20 protein-coding genes are annotated in these 18,505 nt (G+C 50.6%); 12 read left to right on the top strand and 8 right to left on the bottom strand.

The features are described 5' to 3' along the window. Position 1: 1 nt before the first annotated feature. Genes C0K55_RS11780 through C0K55_RS11765 form a run of 5 tightly spaced genes read right to left on the bottom strand, consistent with a single transcriptional unit; the run spans position 2 to position 2,504 of the window. The gene (locus C0K55_RS11780) at positions 2–856 is read right to left on the bottom strand and encodes a PTS system mannose/fructose/sorbose family transporter subunit IID (RefSeq protein ID WP_000370586.1); all 855 of its coding nucleotides are present in this window, start codon (positions 854–856) and stop codon (positions 2–4) included. Further along, positions 849–1,595 carry a PTS mannose/fructose/sorbose/N-acetylgalactosamine transporter subunit IIC gene (locus tag C0K55_RS11775; RefSeq protein ID WP_000021881.1) on the bottom strand — a complete coding sequence of 249 codons (747 nt, stop codon included), beginning with the start codon at positions 1,593–1,595 and terminating at the stop codon, positions 849–851. The genes C0K55_RS11780 and C0K55_RS11775 overlap by 8 nt, the downstream gene beginning before the upstream one ends. Positions 1,596–1,611: 16 nt before the next feature. After that, complete coding sequence (locus tag C0K55_RS26890; protein WP_336603160.1) at positions 1,612–1,821, bottom strand: PTS sugar transporter subunit IIB; 210 nt, start codon at positions 1,819–1,821, stop codon at positions 1,612–1,614. 35 nt (positions 1,822–1,856) lie between these two features. Then, complete coding sequence (locus tag C0K55_RS26885; RefSeq protein ID WP_272897105.1) at positions 1,857–2,096, bottom strand: PTS sugar transporter subunit IIB; 240 nt, start codon at positions 2,094–2,096, stop codon at positions 1,857–1,859. Between the two features lie 6 nt (positions 2,097–2,102). Next, complete coding sequence (locus tag C0K55_RS11765) at positions 2,103–2,504, bottom strand: PTS sugar transporter subunit IIA (RefSeq protein ID WP_105266404.1); 402 nt, start codon at positions 2,502–2,504, stop codon at positions 2,103–2,105. Between the two features lie 543 nt (positions 2,505–3,047). Between C0K55_RS11765 and livJ the strand changes: the two genes are divergently transcribed. Beyond that, positions 3,048–4,151, top strand: coding sequence for a branched chain amino acid ABC transporter substrate-binding protein LivJ (livJ, locus tag C0K55_RS11760; RefSeq protein ID WP_010381090.1), 1,104 nt, complete (start codon positions 3,048–3,050; stop codon positions 4,149–4,151). 187 nt (positions 4,152–4,338) lie between these two features. Here the strand turns inward: livJ and panM are convergent, their stop codons facing one another. Further along, on the bottom strand, positions 4,339–4,722 hold the full coding sequence (panM, locus tag C0K55_RS11755) for an aspartate 1-decarboxylase autocleavage activator PanM (RefSeq protein ID WP_105224495.1): 384 nt from the start codon (positions 4,720–4,722) through the stop codon (positions 4,339–4,341). A gap of 421 nt (positions 4,723–5,143) precedes the next feature. On the opposite strand from panM, the gene livK reads away from it, so the two are divergent. The 10 genes from livK (at position 5,144) to ugpQ (ending at position 15,343) form a co-directional block, all read left to right on the top strand. Then, positions 5,144–6,253: a high-affinity branched-chain amino acid ABC transporter substrate-binding protein LivK gene (gene livK / locus C0K55_RS11750; protein ID WP_001517262.1), complete on the top strand. Its 1,110-nt coding sequence runs from the start codon at positions 5,144–5,146 to the stop codon at positions 6,251–6,253. Between the two features lie 47 nt (positions 6,254–6,300). After that, the gene (livH, locus tag C0K55_RS11745) at positions 6,301–7,227 is read left to right on the top strand and encodes a high-affinity branched-chain amino acid ABC transporter permease LivH (protein WP_001295106.1); all 927 of its coding nucleotides are present in this window, start codon (positions 6,301–6,303) and stop codon (positions 7,225–7,227) included. Next, complete coding sequence (livM, locus tag C0K55_RS11740) at positions 7,224–8,501, top strand: branched chain amino acid ABC transporter permease LivM (protein WP_000803810.1); 1,278 nt, start codon at positions 7,224–7,226, stop codon at positions 8,499–8,501. Before livH ends, livM begins: the two co-directional genes overlap by 4 nt. Beyond that, positions 8,498–9,265 (top strand): high-affinity branched-chain amino acid ABC transporter ATP-binding protein LivG, encoded by a 768-nt coding sequence (gene livG / locus C0K55_RS11735; RefSeq protein WP_000082101.1) that lies wholly within the window; start codon positions 8,498–8,500, stop codon positions 9,263–9,265. The genes livM and livG overlap by 4 nt, the downstream gene beginning before the upstream one ends. Position 9,266: 1 nt before the next feature. Further along, entirely contained in the window at positions 9,267–9,980 is a 714-nt protein-coding gene (livF, locus tag C0K55_RS11730; RefSeq protein ID WP_000416891.1) for a high-affinity branched-chain amino acid ABC transporter ATP-binding protein LivF, read from the top strand. Positions 9,981–10,387: 407 nt separating this feature from the next. Then, entirely contained in the window at positions 10,388–11,704 is a 1,317-nt protein-coding gene (gene ugpB / locus C0K55_RS11725) for a sn-glycerol-3-phosphate ABC transporter substrate-binding protein UgpB (RefSeq protein ID WP_105266723.1), read from the top strand. A gap of 97 nt (positions 11,705–11,801) precedes the next feature. After that, complete coding sequence (gene ugpA, locus C0K55_RS11720) at positions 11,802–12,689, top strand: sn-glycerol-3-phosphate ABC transporter permease UgpA (protein WP_000099289.1); 888 nt, start codon at positions 11,802–11,804, stop codon at positions 12,687–12,689. Further along, on the top strand, positions 12,686–13,531 hold the full coding sequence (gene ugpE, locus C0K55_RS11715; RefSeq protein ID WP_000572182.1) for a sn-glycerol-3-phosphate ABC transporter permease UgpE: 846 nt from the start codon (positions 12,686–12,688) through the stop codon (positions 13,529–13,531). The genes ugpA and ugpE overlap by 4 nt, the downstream gene beginning before the upstream one ends. A gap of 1 nt (position 13,532) precedes the next feature. Beyond that, the gene (gene ugpC / locus C0K55_RS11710; RefSeq protein WP_000907767.1) at positions 13,533–14,603 is read left to right on the top strand and encodes a sn-glycerol 3-phosphate ABC transporter ATP binding protein UgpC; all 1,071 of its coding nucleotides are present in this window, start codon (positions 13,533–13,535) and stop codon (positions 14,601–14,603) included. Then, the gene (gene ugpQ, locus C0K55_RS11705) at positions 14,600–15,343 is read left to right on the top strand and encodes a glycerophosphodiester phosphodiesterase (RefSeq protein WP_001517261.1); all 744 of its coding nucleotides are present in this window, start codon (positions 14,600–14,602) and stop codon (positions 15,341–15,343) included. The genes ugpC and ugpQ overlap by 4 nt, the downstream gene beginning before the upstream one ends. Here ugpQ and C0K55_RS11700 read toward each other — a convergent pair. Continuing rightward, on the bottom strand, positions 15,330–15,770 hold the full coding sequence (locus C0K55_RS11700) for a DUF2756 family protein (RefSeq protein WP_000826135.1): 441 nt from the start codon (positions 15,768–15,770) through the stop codon (positions 15,330–15,332). The two genes, ugpQ and C0K55_RS11700, sit on opposite strands and share 14 nt — an antisense overlap. 121 nt (positions 15,771–15,891) lie before the next feature. On the opposite strand from C0K55_RS11700, the gene ggt reads away from it, so the two are divergent. Beyond that, positions 15,892–17,637, top strand: coding sequence for a gamma-glutamyltransferase (gene ggt, locus C0K55_RS11695; RefSeq protein ID WP_105266724.1), 1,746 nt, complete (start codon positions 15,892–15,894; stop codon positions 17,635–17,637). Positions 17,638–17,697: 60 nt separating this feature from the next. Here the strand turns inward: ggt and yhhY are convergent, their stop codons facing one another. Then, the gene (gene yhhY / locus C0K55_RS11690; RefSeq protein ID WP_001517259.1) at positions 17,698–18,186 is read right to left on the bottom strand and encodes an N-acetyltransferase; all 489 of its coding nucleotides are present in this window, start codon (positions 18,184–18,186) and stop codon (positions 17,698–17,700) included. Between the last annotated feature and the right edge of the window lie 319 nt (positions 18,187–18,505).

Here is an 18,505-nt window from a genome sequence, read left to right as displayed (position 1 = left end):
TTTATAAAACTCCAAAGAAAGAAAACGCCAGGCTTAAAAACAGAATAGTTACCAGAATGCGTAAGAAATGTGGGCCACACTTTTGTATGTAAAAATAAATACCCAACACGGCAATAAGCGGCAACATGTTAGGTACAATTTTATCCAGCATATCCTGCAAGACGATGGTATTACCGCCACCGGTTGTAATGTGCAATGGCGTCTTAATTTTTACATATGTTGCTGAAAGCGCCCCCATCATCAACAACCCGAACATTCCTGCGCCTTCAATGATTCGATGAATGCTACCAGAATGCAGGATTTCCAGGATTGATTCTTTCCCTTTTTTATAGCCGATATTGAGTGCAAATCGACTGGCGAAAAACATGTAAACAACCTGGTAAATCAGGGGGAGAAGTGCGGCAATAACGTATCCCTGAATAACAAACGGGATACAGACACCAATAACAATGGGGCGCAATGTACCAAAGTCTAACGTGTCACCAATACCTGATACAGGCCCCATAAGACCCGTTTTTAAACCCGTAACGAGCTGCGTTGTTGCTTCACGTTGTTCTTCTGGTTCCTGAGCTGCTTTTTCCTCCAGCGCAATACTAATACCAGCGATAACCGATCCCCAGTTCGCCTGAGTGTTGAACATGGTTAAATGGCGTTGTAGGGCTTTAGCGAGATCTTTTTCATCGGGATATAATTTCGCTAATACCCCTGTCATTGCGTTACAAAATGCCAGCGCTTGCAAGCGTTCGAAATTCAAAGATGTTTCAGAGAACGCGTGCCATTTTAGCCAAACAATCTGAACATCTCTTTGCGTAATTGGTGAGGATGCTGAGTATCCTGACTCAATTGTATTATCCATTTTGCGTTCCTTTTGCATTTTGTGACTGCATATATAAGAGGACGGCACAGAGTCCAAAAATAGAGATGCCAATAGTATTCAAACCTGAATAGGTCACGAGGAAAAAGCCGATAATGAACAGAGGGATATATTGTTTTTTACCGATGACAATGATGGTTATTGCGAAACCGAGTGCAGGCAGAATATTACCGGCAATCGCCAGTCCATTCGTCGACCAGGCGGGAAGCAGGTTTACAAAAGAGGCAATGGCATCCGGGCCGTACAAACAGGCGATGAATACCGGTACAAAACGCATCGGAAAGGCTAACAGGAGAGGATATATTGTGGCTGCGCGTTGTATGCCTTTGATATCCCCTTTTTCTGCATAGCGGTCAGCCATGTGGACAAACGTAGTGTTCAGTGTTTTGCGCACGTTTTCCAGAACCACGCCCAGCAATCCCAGAGGAATAGCTAAAGAGATAGCAATTTCTGGTTTAATACCTGCGGTAAGTGCAATTGGGATTGCGATACACGAGGCTAAACCTTCATCGGCAGGAGGGTTTCCTCCCGGGGCAATACTCCCGATATAGATCATCTGTAAGGTGGCCCCAACAGATAAAGCGGTTGGCATATCATTAAAGATTAGTCCCATAATAGGCGCTATCGATAATGGCATACGCATAATAGAAAAACCGTACCATACTTTTGCCTGGGATATCCAATATACCAGGGCAATAATTGCTGCGGTAAAAATAGACATAAGTTCCTCTCCTTAATTAAGGTAACTTATTTTTGATTTTTTGTAGGCTGGCAGGATCTTCTTCAGGAATAGTTTGGAAATAAATTTTTATATTCTTATCTTCGATGATTTGAAGTTTGTCGGCATCTTCATGATTGAGTGATATTTGATTGAAAACTATTTTCCTTCCTGGAGTGTTTTCAACGCCGCCGACCTGTAATTCCTCTAGCATTAAACCACCTTGTATGGTTTGTAATGCAGAATCGATCGATTTGAAAAGTATTAATAGCTTTCCTTCATAGAGTTATTGCTATTCCAGCGCTGTAATACATCTTCAATAGATGTCATTATTACTTCGACGCCACTTGGCGCTGCCATCTTATAGACTTCGGCAAGAAAAGGATCGCGTGATAAAGGGTCATCAATGACAATTATTTTATTAGCATCACTTCTTTTTAACCATTTTGTTATAACTTGTCCATGAATTAAACGGTAATCAATACGGGCATGTACTATACTCATAGTTTATCATCCTTTATTAAAGTAATAAGTTTGAACCATTTCTTTACCCGCATCATGTACATGTTGAACATATTCTTCAAAGGTAAGTATTTCGTCAGAATCCTGTAACATGTTGGCTTCGATTAACATAGCCAAATTGACACTGCTGATACAGCGAATGGGAAAATCTTTAGAAAGAAGGAGGGCAATATTTGATGGCGTTCCGCCATAGATATCTGTGAATATGAGCGTATCAATACCAGGCCTGAGTACCGCTTTTACTTGTAGCATAAGTGTTTCAGGTGACATTCCAGGCTGCAGAGAAAGCGACGTGGAATTTTTTGTTTTACCTACAATCATTTCGCTGCTGGATAATAAATAATTACCAGCTTCACCGTGTGTCAGAATTATAATATCGAACTGATTCAAATGATAAGTTCCTTTTATAGTTATGGCGCGGCTGATAAGAAATAAATATTCATAATTCGAATGTTATGTTTCTTATCATATTAAGGATGAATCCTTGGTCTAAGATTTTATATTAATTCTAATAAATTAAAATGTTAACAGGATCACAGATGGTAGCGTTGGCTAAAATTGCTAATAAACTTTTTGTAATAAATAAGAGGAAGGGTGGGTTATATTTTATTGTTTTAAATGATGATTAATGTTTTATTTATTCTTGAGCTGAATATCTTATTTAAGATATGCCATAAATATAGCAAATAATATATTAATATACATTTCATGTATTTATAAATATCTAAGCGAAGATATGGTTCTCAATGATGGTAATTTTTGTTATGAATTTGTGGTGTTTCGTCTAAATTTCTCGTTCCAAAATCATAAAAATCGGGTATGTTTTAGCAGAGTATGCTGCTAAGGCACGGGTAGTCATACACAAAACGAAATAAAGTGCTGTACAACAACATCACAATACACGTAATAACCAGAAGAATGGGGATTCTCAGGATGAATATAAAGGGTAAAGCGTTACTGGCAGGATGTATCGCGCTGGCATTCAGCAATATGGCTCTGGCGGAAGATATCAAAGTCGCGGTTGTCGGAGCGATGTCTGGCCCGGTAGCCCAGTATGGTGACCAGGAATTTACTGGCGCAGAGCAGGCAGTTGCGGATATTAACGCCAAAGGCGGCGTTAAAGGCAACAAACTGCAAATCGTAAAATATGACGATGCCTGTGACCCGAAACAGGCTGTAGCAGTGGCGAACAAAGTTGTTAACGACGGCATAAAATATGTGATTGGCCACCTCTGTTCTTCATCAACGCAGCCAGCGTCTGACATCTATGAAGATGAAGGTATTTTAATGATCACCCCAGCGGCAACCGCGCCAGAACTGACCGCGCGTGGCTATAAGTTGATTATGCGCACCACTGGCCTGGACTCTGACCAGGGACCAACAGCGGCGAAATATATTCTTGAGAAAGTGAAACCGCAGCGTATTGCTATCGTTCATGACAAACAGCAGTACGGTGAAGGTCTGGCGCGTGCGGTGCAGGACGGCCTGAAGAAAGGTAACGCTAACGTGGTGTTCTTTGACGGCATCACCGCCGGAGAAAAAGACTTCTCAACCCTGGTGGCGCGTCTGAAGAAAGAGAATATCGACTTCGTTTACTACGGCGGTTACCACCCGGAAATGGGGCAGATCCTGCGTCAGGCACGTGCGGCGGGGTTGAAAACCCAGTTTATGGGGCCGGAAGGTGTGGCTAACGTCTCGCTGTCTAATATCGCGGGCGAGTCAGCGGAAGGTCTGCTGGTGACCAAGCCGAAGAACTACGATCAGGTTCCGGCGAACAAACCAATTGTTGACGCGATCAAAGCGAAAAAACAGGATCCAAGCGGCGCATTCGTGTGGACCACCTACGCGGCACTGCAATCTTTACAGGCGGGTCTGAACCAGTCCGACGATCCGGCTGAGATCGCCAAATACCTGAAAGCGAACCCGGTTGATACGGTGATGGGGCCGCTGACCTGGGATGAGAAAGGCGATCTGAAAGGTTTCGAGTTCGGCGTGTTTGACTGGCACGCTAATGGCACGGCGACCGATGCGAAGTAATCATTAATCGGCAACCCAGGGTTGCCGTCAAATTGCTGATATCAAGTTCATTGCTTCATGCCGGATGCGGCGTAAACGCCTTATCCGGCCTACAAGATCTACAGAAATCAGTAAATTGAAATACACATTGTAGGCCTGATAAGCGTAGCGCATCAGGCAATCCCTCGTTTGTCATCACACCTGAATATTAATGCTTTTCCCAGCCGCCCGGTTGTTCCTTAAATCCCAACGCCTGCATAAACGCCGCCATCATGCTGCGATCTTCCACACCGGCATCCGCCATCCACCAGCATGAAACGCCAGGATTGTTACGTAACACCTCTTCCAGCAGATATTGCCCCACACCGCGTCGGCGGGTGACTTCCCGCACGCGTAGGGAATCCAGTGCCCCCTGAGTGCCGCTTAAGGTTACTCGCACGGCAGCAAGCAGGCGCTCGTTAAAACGCGCGGCGTAGATACGGTGGTTATCGTCAACCTGTAAAGACGCAGGGGAATACTCCGGCCAGATCTTTTGCAGGTCAATCCGGTCCTGGTCGCTAAAATTTTCTAATCGAATGATGGTCAGCTTCATAGGTAACCCGTACAAATCACAAAAGTGGAACCAGTGTAGCGAAATAATTTAATCGGAGGCTTTCTCTTTTTTATTTCTTTTGGCAGGTGATTAATTTTTTTTCAGCAATAATTACAAATTAAAAACATTAGAGAATGAAAATTGTCCAGCATAATCCCCTGAATGGTAGTGAATTATTCCGCCCTTTTGTCGTTATTTTATGCTGACAACGGCGCTTTTTTCTGTTTATCTATCAATAAATTCAGAATATTATCTGTTCTTAATCGACTGAAAAATAGGGATTTTAATCGCTATTATCACAAAATACTGCGCTAAACCCTTAATCAGACAGGCAAAACAGCGCAGTATAAAAAAAGAACAGCCAGATTTTTTAATACATAAAAACAAAGCAACACAACATTACGAGTGGGGATTTTGAATAATGAAACGGAATGCGAAAACTATCATCGCAGGGATGATTGCACTGGCAATATCACACACCGCGTTGGCCGACGATATTAAAGTTGCCGTTGTCGGCGCGATGTCTGGCCCGGTTGCCCAGTGGGGCGATATGGAATTTAACGGTGCTCGCCAGGCAATCAAAGACATTAACGCGAAAGGAGGAATTAAAGGCGATAAGCTGGTTGGCGTGGAATATGACGACGCCTGCGATCCGAAACAAGCCGTTGCGGTCGCCAACAAAATCGTTAACGACGGCATTAAATACGTTATTGGTCATCTCTGTTCCTCCTCTACCCAGCCGGCGTCGGACATCTATGAAGACGAAGGTATTCTGATGATCTCGCCGGGGGCGACCAACCCGGAACTGACTCAACGCGGTTATCAACACATCATGCGCACTGCCGGGCTGGACTCCTCCCAGGGGCCGACTGCCGCGAAATACATTGTTGAGACGGTGAAACCCGAGCGCATCGCCATTATTCACGACAAACAACAGTATGGCGAAGGGCTGGCGCGTTCGGTGCAGGACGCGTTGAAAGCGGCTAATGCCAATATCGTCTTCTTCGACGGCATTACTGCTGGCGAGAAAGATTTCTCCGCGCTGGTTGCCCGCCTGAAAAAAGAAAACATCGACTTCGTTTACTACGGCGGTTACTACCCGGAAATGGGGCAGATGCTGCGCCAGGCTCGTTCCGTCGGCCTGAAAACCCAGTTTATGGGGCCGGAAGGTGTCGGTAACGCGTCGCTGTCGAACATTGCCGGTGATGCTGCCGAAGGTATGTTGGTCACTATGCCAAAACGCTATGACCAGGACCCGGCAAACCAGGGCATTGTTGATGCGCTGAAAGCCGACAAGAAAGATCCAACCGGTCCCTATGTCTGGATCACCTACGCAGCGGTGCAATCTCTGGCGACTGCCCTTGAGCGTACCGGCAGCGATGAACCGCTGGCGTTGGTGAAAGATTTAAAAGCTAACGGTGCTAATACCGTGATTGGGCCGCTGAACTGGGATGAAAAAGGCGATCTGAAGGGATTTGATTTTGGTGTCTTCCAGTGGCACGCCGACGGTTCTTCCACGGCAGCCAAGTAATCATCCCACTGCCCGTGAAAAGCGGGCAGGTTTAGAAAGGTTACCTTATGTCTGAGCAGTTTTTGTATTTCTTGCAGCAGATGTTTAACGGCGTCACGCTGGGCAGTACTTACGCGCTGATTGCCATCGGCTACACCATGGTTTACGGCATTATCGGCATGATCAACTTCGCCCACGGCGAGGTTTATATGATCGGCAGCTACGTCTCGTTTATGATCATCGCTGCGCTGATGATGATGGGCATTGATACCGGCTGGCTGCTGGTGGCGGCGGGATTCGTCGGTGCAATAGTCATTGCCAGCGCTTACGGCTGGAGTATCGAACGGGTAGCGTATCGCCCGGTGCGTAACTCTAAACGTCTGATTGCCCTTATTTCCGCGATTGGCATGTCTATCTTCCTGCAAAACTACGTCAGCCTGACCGAAGGTTCGCGCGACGTGGCGCTGCCCAGCCTGTTTAACGGTCAGTGGATAGTGGGTCATAGCGAAAACTTCTCTGCGTCTATTACCACCATGCAGGCGGTGATCTGGATTGTCACCTTCCTCGCCATGCTGGCGCTGACGATTTTCATTCGCTATTCCCGTATGGGACGCGCGTGTCGTGCCTGCGCGGAAGATCTGAAAATGGCGAGTCTGCTTGGCATTAACACCGACCGGGTGATTGCGCTGACCTTTGTGATTGGCGCAGCGATGGCGGCGGTGGCAGGCGTTCTGCTCGGTCAGTTCTACGGCGTGATTAACCCCTATATTGGCTTTATGGCCGGGATGAAAGCCTTTACTGCTGCGGTACTCGGCGGGATTGGTAGCATTCCGGGGGCGATGATTGGCGGGCTGATCCTGGGGATTGCGGAGGCGCTCTCTTCTGCCTATCTGAGTACGGAATATAAAGATGTGGTTTCATTCGCCTTGCTGATTCTGGTGTTGCTGGTGATGCCGACCGGTATTCTGGGGCGTCCGGAGGTAGAGAAAGTATGAAACCGATGCATATTGCAATGGCGCTGCTCTCTGCCGCCATGTTCTTTGTCCTGGCGGGCGTCTTTATGGGCGTGCAACTGGAGCTGGACGGCACCAAACTGGTGGTCGACACGGCTTCGGATGTCCGTTGGGAATGGGTGTTTATCGGCACGGCGGTGGTCTTTTTCTTTCAGCTTGTGCGACCTGCTTTCCAGAAAGGGTTGAAAAGCGTTTCCGGGCCGAAGTTCATCCTGCCAGCGATTGATGGTTCCACGGTGAAACAGAAGCTGTTCCTCGTGGCGCTGCTGGTGATTGCGGTGGCGTGGCCGTTTATGGTGTCGCGAGGGACGGTGGATATCGCCACTCTGACCATGATCTATATTATCCTCGGCCTCGGGTTGAACGTGGTGGTAGGGCTTTCCGGCCTGCTGGTGCTCGGTTATGGCGGATTTTACGCCATTGGTGCTTACACCTTTGCGCTGCTCAATCACTATTATGGTCTTGGCTTCTGGACCTGTCTGCCGATTGCCGGTCTGATGGCAGCGGCGGCGGGCTTCCTGCTCGGTTTCCCGGTGTTGCGTCTGCGCGGTGATTATCTGGCGATCGTTACTCTCGGCTTCGGTGAAATTGTGCGTATTTTGCTGCTCAATAATACTGAAGTTACCGGCGGTCCGAACGGCATCAGCCAGATCCCTAAACCGACCTTTTTTGGCCTCGAGTTCAGTCGTACTGCCCGTGAAGGCGGCTGGGATACCTTCAGTAATTTCTTTGGCCTGAAATACGATCCGTCCGATCGCGTCATCTTTCTCTACCTGGTGGCCTTGTTACTGGTGGTGTTTTCCTTATTCGTCATTAATCGCCTGCTGCGGATGCCGCTGGGTCGCGCATGGGAAGCGTTGCGTGAAGATGAAATCGCCTGTCGTTCGCTGGGTTTAAGCCCGCGCCGTATCAAGCTGACAGCCTTTACCATCAGCGCCGCGTTTGCGGGTTTCGCCGGAACGCTGTTTGCTGCGCGCCAGGGCTTTGTCAGCCCGGAATCCTTCACCTTTGCCGAATCGGCATTTGTGCTGGCAATTGTGGTGCTCGGTGGCATGGGGTCACAGTTTGCGGTGATTCTGGCGGCAGTTCTGCTGGTGGTGTCGCGCGAGTTGATGCGTGATTTCAACGAATACAGCATGTTGATGCTCGGTGGCCTGATGGTGCTGATGATGATCTGGCGTCCACAGGGCTTGCTGCCCATGACACGCCCGCAACTGAAGCTGAAGAACGGCGAAGCGAAAGGAGAGCAGGCATGAGTCAGCCATTATTATCTGTTAACGGCCTGATGATGCGCTTCGGCGGCCTGTTGGCGGTGAACAACGTCAATCTCGAGCTGTACCCGCAGGAAATCGTCTCGTTAATCGGCCCTAACGGTGCCGGAAAAACCACGGTCTTCAATTGCCTGACCGGATTCTACAAACCCACCGGCGGCACCATTTTACTGCGCGATCAGCATCTGGAAGGTTTGCCCGGCCAGCAAATTGCCCGCATGGGCGTGGTGCGCACCTTCCAGCATGTGCGTCTGTTCCGTGAAATGACAGTGATTGAAAACCTGCTGGTGGCGCAGCATCAGCAACTAAAAACCGGGCTGTTTTCCGGCCTGTTGAAAACGCCTTCTTTCCGTCGCGCCCAGAGTGAAGCGCTCGACCGCGCCGCAACCTGGCTTGAGCGCATTGGTTTGCTGGAACACGCCAACCGCCAGGCGAGCAACCTGGCCTATGGCGACCAGCGTCGTCTGGAGATTGCCCGCTGCATGGTGACGCAGCCGGAGATTTTAATGCTCGACGAACCGGCGGCAGGTCTTAACCCGAAAGAGACCAAAGAACTGGATGAGCTGATTGCCGAGCTGCGTAATCATCACAACACCACTATCTTGTTGATTGAGCACGATATGAAGCTGGTGATGGGGATTTCAGACAGAATCTACGTGGTTAATCAGGGGACGCCACTGGCAAATGGTACGCCGGAGCAGATCCGTAATAACCCGGACGTGATCCGTGCCTATTTAGGTGAGGCATAAGATGGAAAAAGTCATGTTGTCCTTTGACAAAGTCAGCGCCCACTACGGCAAAATCCAGGCGCTGCATGAGGTGAGCCTGCATATTAATCAGGGAGAGATTGTTACCTTGATTGGTGCGAACGGCGCAGGGAAAACCACCTTGCTCGGTACGTTATGCGGCGACCCGCGCGCCACCAGCGGACGAATTGTGTTTGATGATAAAGACATTACCGACTGGCAGACGGCGAAAATCATGCGTGAAGCAGTGGCGATTGTCCCGGAAGGGCGTCGTGTCTTCTCGCGGATGACGGTGGAAGAGAACCTGGCAATGGGCGGTTTCTTTGCCGAAAGAGATCAGTTTCAGGAGCGCATAAAGTGGGTCTATGAGCTGTTCCCGCGTCTGCATGAGCGCCGTATTCAGCGGGCGGGCACCATGTCCGGCGGTGAACAGCAGATGCTGGCGATTGGTCGTGCACTGATGAGCAATCCGCGTTTGCTGCTGCTTGATGAGCCATCGCTCGGACTGGCACCGATTATCATCCAACAAATCTTCGACACCATCGAGCAGTTGCGCGAGCAGGGAATGACCATCTTCCTCGTCGAACAGAACGCCAATCAGGCGCTGAAGCTGGCAGATCGCGGCTACGTGCTGGAAAACGGTCATGTGGTGCTCTCCGATACCGGCGATGCACTACTGGCGAACGAAGCGGTGAGAAGCGCGTATTTAGGCGGGTAATAACGCGTTGATTGATAAGGAGTCAAAAGACTCCTTTGAGACAGGTGACAAATGTAAAATTGCCTGATGCGCTGCACTTATCAGGCCTATTGGGTGAGTTGCAATATATTGAATTTGCACGATCTTGTAGGCCGTATAAGGCGTTCACGCCGCATCCGGCATGAAACGATGAGCACATTATCTACAATCTGTAGAGTTTGACTCAGACCTTCTATTTTCCCGCTTATCCGTGCCCCATCTCCCATTTTCCCTCACCCGTACCGTCACCGCCTTGTCATCTTTCTGACACCTTACTATCTTAAAAATGTAACAAAAGAGTTATTTTTCTGTAATTCGAGCATGTCATGTTACCCCGCGAGCATAAAACGCGTGAATTCGCGCATCCGGTACAACAAGAGAGATAATCAATGAAACCGTTACATTATACAGCTTCAGCACTGGCGCTCGGATTGGCGTTAATGGGGAATGCACAGGCCGTGACGACTATTCCGTTCTGGCATTCGATGGAAGGGGAACTGGGTAAAGAGGTGGATTCTCTGGCTCAACGTTTTAACGCCGAAAACCCGGATTACAAAATTGTACCGACCTACAAAGGCAACTACGAACAGAATTTAAGCGCGGGTATCGCAGCATTTCGTACCGGTAACGCGCCGACTATTTTGCAGGTTTATGAAGTTGGCACCGCCACCATGATGGCGTCGAAAGCGATTAAACCGGTGTATGAAGTATTTAAAGATGCGGGGATTAACTTCGATGAGTCGCAGTTTGTGCCGACGGTTTCAGGCTACTACTCCGACAGCAAAACCGGACATTTACTCTCCCAACCGTTCAACAGCTCGACTCCCGTTCTCTATTACAACAAAGATGCTTTCAAAAAAGCAGGGTTAGACCCGGAGCAGCCGCCGAAAACCTGGCAGGATTTGGCTGACTATGCCGCAAAACTGAAAGCCTCCGGTATGAAGTGCGGCTACGCCAGCGGCTGGCAGGGCTGGATCCAACTGGAAAACTTTAGCGCCTGGAATGGCCTGCCATTTGCCAGCAAAAACAACGGGTTTGACGGCACAGATGCGGTGCTGGAGTTCAACAAGCCGGAGCAGGTGAAACATATCGCCATGCTGGAAGAGATGAACAAGAAGGGCGATTTTAGCTACGTCGGGCGTAAGGATGAATCCACCGAGAAGTTCTATAACGGTGATTGCGCGATGACGACCGCCTCTTCCGGTTCGCTTGCCAACATTCGAGAGTATGCCAAATTCAACTATGGCGTAGGCATGATGCCTTACGACGCCGATGCGAAAGATGCGCCACAAAACGCCATTATCGGCGGAGCCAGCCTGTGGGTGATGCAGGGCAAAGATAAGGATACTTACACCGGTGTGGCGAAGTTCCTCGACTTCCTCGCGAAGCCAGAAAACGCTGCTGAGTGGCATCAGAAAACCGGTTATCTGCCGATCACTAAAGCGGCTTATGACCTGACCCGTGAGCAGGGCTTTTACGAGAAAAACCCAGGAGCGGATACTGCGACGCGTCAGATGCTGAACAAGCCGCCATTGCCGTATACCAAAGGACTGCGTCTGGGCAATATGCCGCAGATCCGCGTAATTGTGGATGAAGAGCTGGAGAGCGTGTGGACCGGTAAGAAGACGCCACAGCAGGCGCTGGATACCGCCGTTGAGCGTGGGAATCAGTTGCTGCGCCGCTTTGAGAAATCGACGAAGTCTTAATCAGTGTAATGTCGGATGCGTTTCGCTTATCTGACCTGGCATCGCGTGTAGGCCGGATAAGCGAAGCGCATCCGGCACAGTTCAGGAATTAACCGTAATGTCATCATCCCGTCCGGTGTTCCGCTCGCGCTGGCTGCCTTATTTGCTGGTCGCGCCGCAGCTCATCATCACCGTTATCTTTTTTATCTGGCCTGCGGGCGAAGCGTTGTGGTACTCGCTACAAAGCGTCGATCCGTTTGGTTTCTCCAGCCAGTTTGTCGGGCTGGATAACTTCGTCACGCTGTTCCATGACAGTTACTATCTCGACTCCTTCTGGACGACGATAAAATTTAGCACCTTTGTCACCGTCAGCGGTTTGCTGGTGTCGCTGTTCTTTGCGGCGCTGGTGGAGTACATCGTGCGCGGCAGCCGTTTCTATCAAACTTTAATGTTGTTGCCGTATGCCGTGGCTCCCGCCGTTGCCGCCGTATTGTGGATCTTCCTGTTTAACCCCGGTCGCGGGCTGATCACTCATTTTCTTGCTGAGTTCGGCTATGACTGGAACCACGCGCAAAACAGCGGCCAGGCGATGTTTCTGGTGGTGTTCGCCTCGGTGTGGAAGCAAATCAGCTACAACTTTCTGTTCTTCTATGCCGCGCTGCAATCCATTCCCCGTTCACTGATCGAAGCGGCGGCCATTGACGGCGCAGGCCCGATTCGCCGCTTCTTTAAGATCGCGTTACCGCTTATCGCTCCGGTGAGTTTCTTTCTGCTGGTGGTTAATCTGGTGTACGCCTTCTTCGACACCTTCCCGGTGATTGATGCCGCTACGTCCGGTGGGCCAGTACAGGCCACTACCACGCTGATTTATAAGATCTACCGCGAAGGCTTTACCGGACTGGATCTGGCTTCGTCTGCCGCGCAGTCGGTGGTGTTGATGTTCCTCGTCATCGTGTTGACGGTGGTGCAGTTCCGCTATGTTGAAAGCAAGGTGCGTTACCAATGATTGAGAACCGTCCGTGGCTGACGATATTCAGCCATACCATGCTGATCCTTGGGATTGCGGTGATCCTCTTCCCGCTGTACGTGGCGTTTGTCGCAGCGACGCTGGATAAACAGGAAGTCTACGCCGCGCCGATGACGCTGATCCCCGGCACGCATCTGCTGGAGAATATCCATAACATTTGGGTAAACGGAGTAGGCACGAATAGCGCGCCATTCTGGCGGATGTTGCTTAACAGTTTCGTGATGGCGTTCAGCATTACGCTGGGCAAAATTACCGTTTCGATGCTCTCGGCATTCGCCATCGTCTGGTTTCGTTTTCCGCTGCGTAACCTCTTCTTCTGGATGATTTTTATTACTCTGATGTTGCCGGTTGAAGTGCGTATTTTCCCGACGGTAGAAGTGATCGCCAATCTGAAGATGCTCGACAGCTACGCAGGTTTAACGCTGCCGCTGATGGCCTCAGCGACCGCTACGTTCCTGTTCCGGCAGTTCTTTATGACGCTGCCGGATGAGCTGGTGGAAGCGGCTCGTATCGACGGTGCGTCACCGATGCGCTTCTTTTGCGACATTGTCTTTCCGCTGTCAAAAACCAATCTGGCGGCGCTGTTTGTGATCACCTTTATCTACGGCTGGAACCAGTATCTGTGGCCGCTGCTGATTATTACCGATGTTGATCTCGGCACCACCGTGGCGGGGATTAAAGGGATGATCGCCACTGGCGAAGGCACGACAGAATGGAACTCGGTGATGGCTGCAATGTTGTTAACCCTGATCCCACCAGTATTGATTGTTTTAGTGATGCAGCGTGCCTTTGTGCGCGGCCTGGTCGATAGTGAGAAATAAGATGGCAGGACTGAAATTACAGGCAGTAACCAAAAGCTGGGATGGCAAAACCCAGGTCATTAAACCGCTGACGCTTGATGTGGCAGACGGTGAATTTATTGTGATGGTTGGGCCGTCTGGCTGCGGAAAATCCACGCTACTGCGCATGGTTGCCGGGCTGGAGCAGGTGACTGAGGGCGATATCTGGATCAACGAGCAGCGCGTAACCGAAATGGAGCCGAAAGATCGCGGGATTGCGATGGTGTTCCAGAACTACGCGCTTTATCCGCATATGAGCGTAGAGGAGAATATGGCGTGGGGGCTGAAAATTCGCGGTATGGGCAAGCAGCAAATTGCTGAACGTGTCAAAGAAGCAGCACGCATTCTCGAACTTGACGGTTTGCTTAAGCGCCGTCCACGCGAGCTTTCTGGCGGTCAGCGTCAGCGTGTGGCGATGGGGCGCGCGATTGTGCGCGATCCGGCGGTGTTCTTGTTTGATGAGCCGCTCTCTAACCTCGATGCCAAGCTGCGCGTACAGATGCGTCTTGAGTTGCAACAGTTACACCGTCGTCTGAAAACGACATCACTCTACGTCACCCACGATCAGGTTGAAGCGATGACCCTCGCCCAGCGAGTGATGGTAATGAACGGCGGCGTTGCCGAACAGATTGGCACGCCGGTTGAAGTGTACGAAAAACCCGCCAGCCTGTTTGTGGCGAGTTTTATCGGCAGTCCGGCGATGAACCTGCTGACAGGTCGCGTGAATAACGAAGGTACGCACTTCGAGCTGGACGGCGGCATCGTACTACCGTTGAACGGTTATTATCGGCAGTATGCCGGGCGTAAAATGACCCTCGGTATCCGCCCGGAACATATTGCGTTAAGCTCGCAGGCAGAAGGCGGCGTGCCGCTGGTGATGGACACGCTGGAGATCCTCGGCGCTGATAATCTGGCGCACGGACGCTGGGGCGATCAGAAGCTGGTGGTACGACTGGCGCATCAGGAACGCCCGACGGCAGGCAGCATGTTGTGGCTGCATTTGCCGGAAAATCAGCTACATCTTTTTGATGGTGAAACAGGACAACGAGTATGAGTAACTGGCCTTATCCCCGCATTGTCGCCCACCGTGGCGGCGGTAAACTTGCCCCGGAAAACACCCTGGCGGCAATCGACGTGGGGGCAAAATACGGTCATAAGATGATCGAATTTGACGCGAAGTTATCGAAAGATGGTGAGATCTTCTTGCTCCATGATGACAACCTAGAACGTACCAGCAACGGCTGGGGCGTCGCGGGCGAACTGAACTGGCAGGATTTACTGCGCGTGGATGCAGGCAGTTGGTACAGCAAAGCGTTTAAAGGTGAGCCGCTGCCGTTGCTTTCGCAGGTGGCGGAACGCTGTCGCGAACACGGGATGATGGCGAATATCGAAATCAAACCCACCACCGGCACCGGGTCGTCGACGGGCAAAATGGTGGCACTGGCGGCACGCGAACTTTGGGCGGAGATGACCCCACCGCTGCTGTCATCGTTTGAGATTGATGCTTTAGAAGCCGCACAATTGGCAGCACCGGAACTGCCGCGCGGTTTGTTGCTTGATGAGTGGCGCGACGACTGGCGCGAACTGACTACGCGGCTGGGCTGCGTCTCTATTCATCTCAATCATAAGTTGCTCGATAAAGCGCGAGTGATGCAGTTGAAAGACGCTGGGTTGCGGATTCTGGTTTATACCGTCAACAGACCCCAGCGAGCGGCAGAGTTGCTGCGCTGGGGCGTGGATTGCATCTGTACTGATGCGATTGACGTGATCGGGCCAAATTTTACGGCCCAATAGTTTTCAACGGAAGGTCAGGCTGCGATGTGCTGGGTGGATTCAGCATGTCGCCGTTTCTCCTCTCTTGCAGCATATGCTGCTGATTCAACGAACTATCCGGATTACGGTTGCCGTTTAACATCCCGCCGTTGTTGTTGGGCAGCATTTGCTGCCGGGCGGGATTTAGCTCCCCCGGCTGTGACTGCAATACCCGCTGCGAGTTGCTGTTAATCTGATTTTCTAAATGCTGCTGTTGTAGTTGCGTCTGAGTTTTCAGTTGCTGATTCAGCATCCCTTTTTGTTGGATTTGCTGAGTCTGCATCTGGGTTTGCATCCGTTGCTGGCTGGGGATTTGATATCCCGGCTGGTTAGGATTATTCAGAGTATTAATGGGCTGTGCAAAGCCGACAAACGGCAGGAGTGCCGTCAAAAGCAGAAGTCGTTTCATCGCGTATCCTCCTCTGAAGATATCCTTTAAGTTTACTCGCTTCCCGGCAAAACGATGATTATTTCAGAGTTATACACCAGGCTTAAGTGGGGAAGGCCCCTCATACAACTGGAGAATAACGATGATAAAACCGACGTTTTTACGCCGGGCGGCGATTGCTACTTTACTTTCAGGATGTTGTTTTAGTGCGGCAGCCGCGCCACCTGCGCCGCCGCCCGTCTCGTATGGCGTGGAGGAGGATGTCTTCCATCCGGTGCGCGCGAAGCAGGGAATGGTGGCTTCTGTCGATGCCACTGCCACTCAGCTGGGAGTAGATATCCTCAAGGAGGGCGGGAATGCCGTGGATGCTGCCGTGGCGGTGGGATATGCGCTGGCGGTAACGCATCCGCAGGCGGGGAATCTGGGGGGCGGCGGTTTTATGCTGATCCGCACTAAAAATGGCAACACCACCGCTATCGACTTCCGCGAAATGGCACCTGCCAAAGCGACCCGCGATATGTTCCTCGATGACCAGGGCAACCCGGACAGTAAAAAATCACTCACTTCGCATCTGGCCTCCGGCACGCCTGGCACGGTAGCAGGTTTCTCGCTGGCGCTGGATAAATACGGCACCATGCCGCTGAACAAAGTGGTTCAGCCCGCGTTTAAACTGGCGCGTGATGGTTTTATCGTTAACGATGCGTTGGCTGACGATCTCAAAACCTATGGTAGCGAAGTGCTGCCGAATCACGAAAACAGCAAGGCTATCTTCTGGAAAGAGGGGGAGCCGCTGAAAAAGGGCGACAAGTTGGTACAGGCGAACCTGGCAAAGAGCCTGGAGATGATTGCCGAAAATGGCCCGGACGCGTTTTACAAAGGCACAATAGCTGAGCAGATTGCCCAGGAGATGCAGAAAAACGGTGGTTTGATTACCAAAGAGGATTTGGCTGCGTATAAAGCGGTCGAACGCACACCGATTAGTGGCGATTATCGCGGGTATCAGGTTTACTCCATGCCACCGCCATCTTCTGGTGGGATTCATATCGTGCAGATCCTCAATATTCTGGAAAACTTCGATATGAAGAAATATGGCTTTGGTAGCGCCGATGCGATGCAAATCATGGCCGAAGCCGAGAAACATGCCTATGCCGATCGCTCGGAATACCTTGGCGATCCGGATTTTGTCAAAGTACCGTGGCAGGCGCTGACGAATAAGGCCTATGCCAAATCTATTGCCGATCAAATTGATATCAATAAAGCGAAGCCGTCCAGCGAAATTCGCCCCGGCAAGCTTGCGCCTTATGAGAGTAATCAAACCACCCATTATTCAGTGGTGGATAAAGACGGTAACGCGGTGGCGGTGACCTATACGCTGAACACCACCTTCGGTACGGGTATTGTCGCGGGCGAGAGCGGTATTTTGCTTAATAACCAAATGGATGATTTCTCGGCCAAACCGGGCGTACCGAACGTGTACGGGCTGGTAGGCGGTGATGCCAATGCTGTAGGGCCGAACAAGCGCCCGCTGTCATCGATGTCACCAACCATTGTGGTGAAAGATGGCAAAACCTGGCTGGTCACTGGCAGCCCTGGCGGTAGCCGAATTATCACCACCGTGCTGCAAATGGTAGTGAACAGTATCGATTATGGAATGAACGTCGCTGAAGCGACTAATGCGCCGCGTTTCCACCATCAGTGGTTGCCGGACGAGTTGCGAGTGGAGAAAGGATTTAGCCCGGATACGCTCAAGCTACTGGAAGCAAAAGGCCAGAAAGTGGCGCTGAAAGAAGCGATGGGCAGCACGCAAAGCATTATGGTTGCTCCGGACGGTGAGTTGTACGGCGCATCCGATCCACGTTCGGTAGATGATTTAACGGCGGGGTATTAATATGTTAAGCCCTCTCCCGGTAGGTGAGGGCTTAAATGACAAACTTAGATTGCAAATTTTCTATTTCACCCGCGCCATATAATACACATCAACATATTCACCGTTTCGCAATGCGTACTTCTTGCCAGTTCCTTCAATCTCAAAGCCGTATTTTTTATAGACTTTAATTGCCGGGGCGTTGTCGACAAACACCGTTAGCTCAATGCGATCTACCCGCAACCAGTTGTCGCACATTTCAATCATCTCTTGCATCAGGGCACTGGCGACGCCACGATTCTTCCAGCGGGAGTCGACGCAGATACCAAAATCGGCAACATGACTGCGACGCGGGCGTTGCTGTACGTCAATGGTAAGATGACCTACGACGTCTCCATCAATACAGGCGACGAGTTGCTTGATGCCGGGATGCCCGGCGAGTCGCTCCTGCCACATATGAGCGGAAGGATGAGGCACCTGTAGCGTGTTGTAATACACCTCCGGCTGGGCGTGAATCTGCCGAATAGCCTCGTAATCGCGCGTTTCAGCGTGGCGTATCACTATCTCATTCATTCCTCTGTCCTCTTTGGTGTAAATGTCCCTTTCAACATCATTGACTTTCAAAAGCGAGTCAAATGCATTTTTTTGCAAAAAGTGTTGGACAAGTGCGAATGAGAATGATTATTATTGTCTCGCGATCAGGAAGACCCTCGCGGAGAACCTGAAAGCACGACATTGCTCACATTGCTTCCAGTATTACTTAGCCAGCCGGGTGCTGGCTTTTTTTTGCTTTCGTTTCAGCCAGGCTGACTTGCTATTTTGCCCACGGGAAGTGCTCGTGTTGAGACAAATGCAAAATTGCCTGATGCGCTACGCTTATCAGGCCTACAAA

The organism is Escherichia sp. MOD1-EC6098, from assembly GCF_002965865.1.
Classification (GTDB): domain Bacteria; phylum Pseudomonadota; class Gammaproteobacteria; order Enterobacterales; family Enterobacteriaceae; genus Escherichia; species Escherichia marmotae.
Note: the sequence above shows the minus strand (reverse complement) of the source record. Positions and strands in the feature narration are given on the sequence as shown.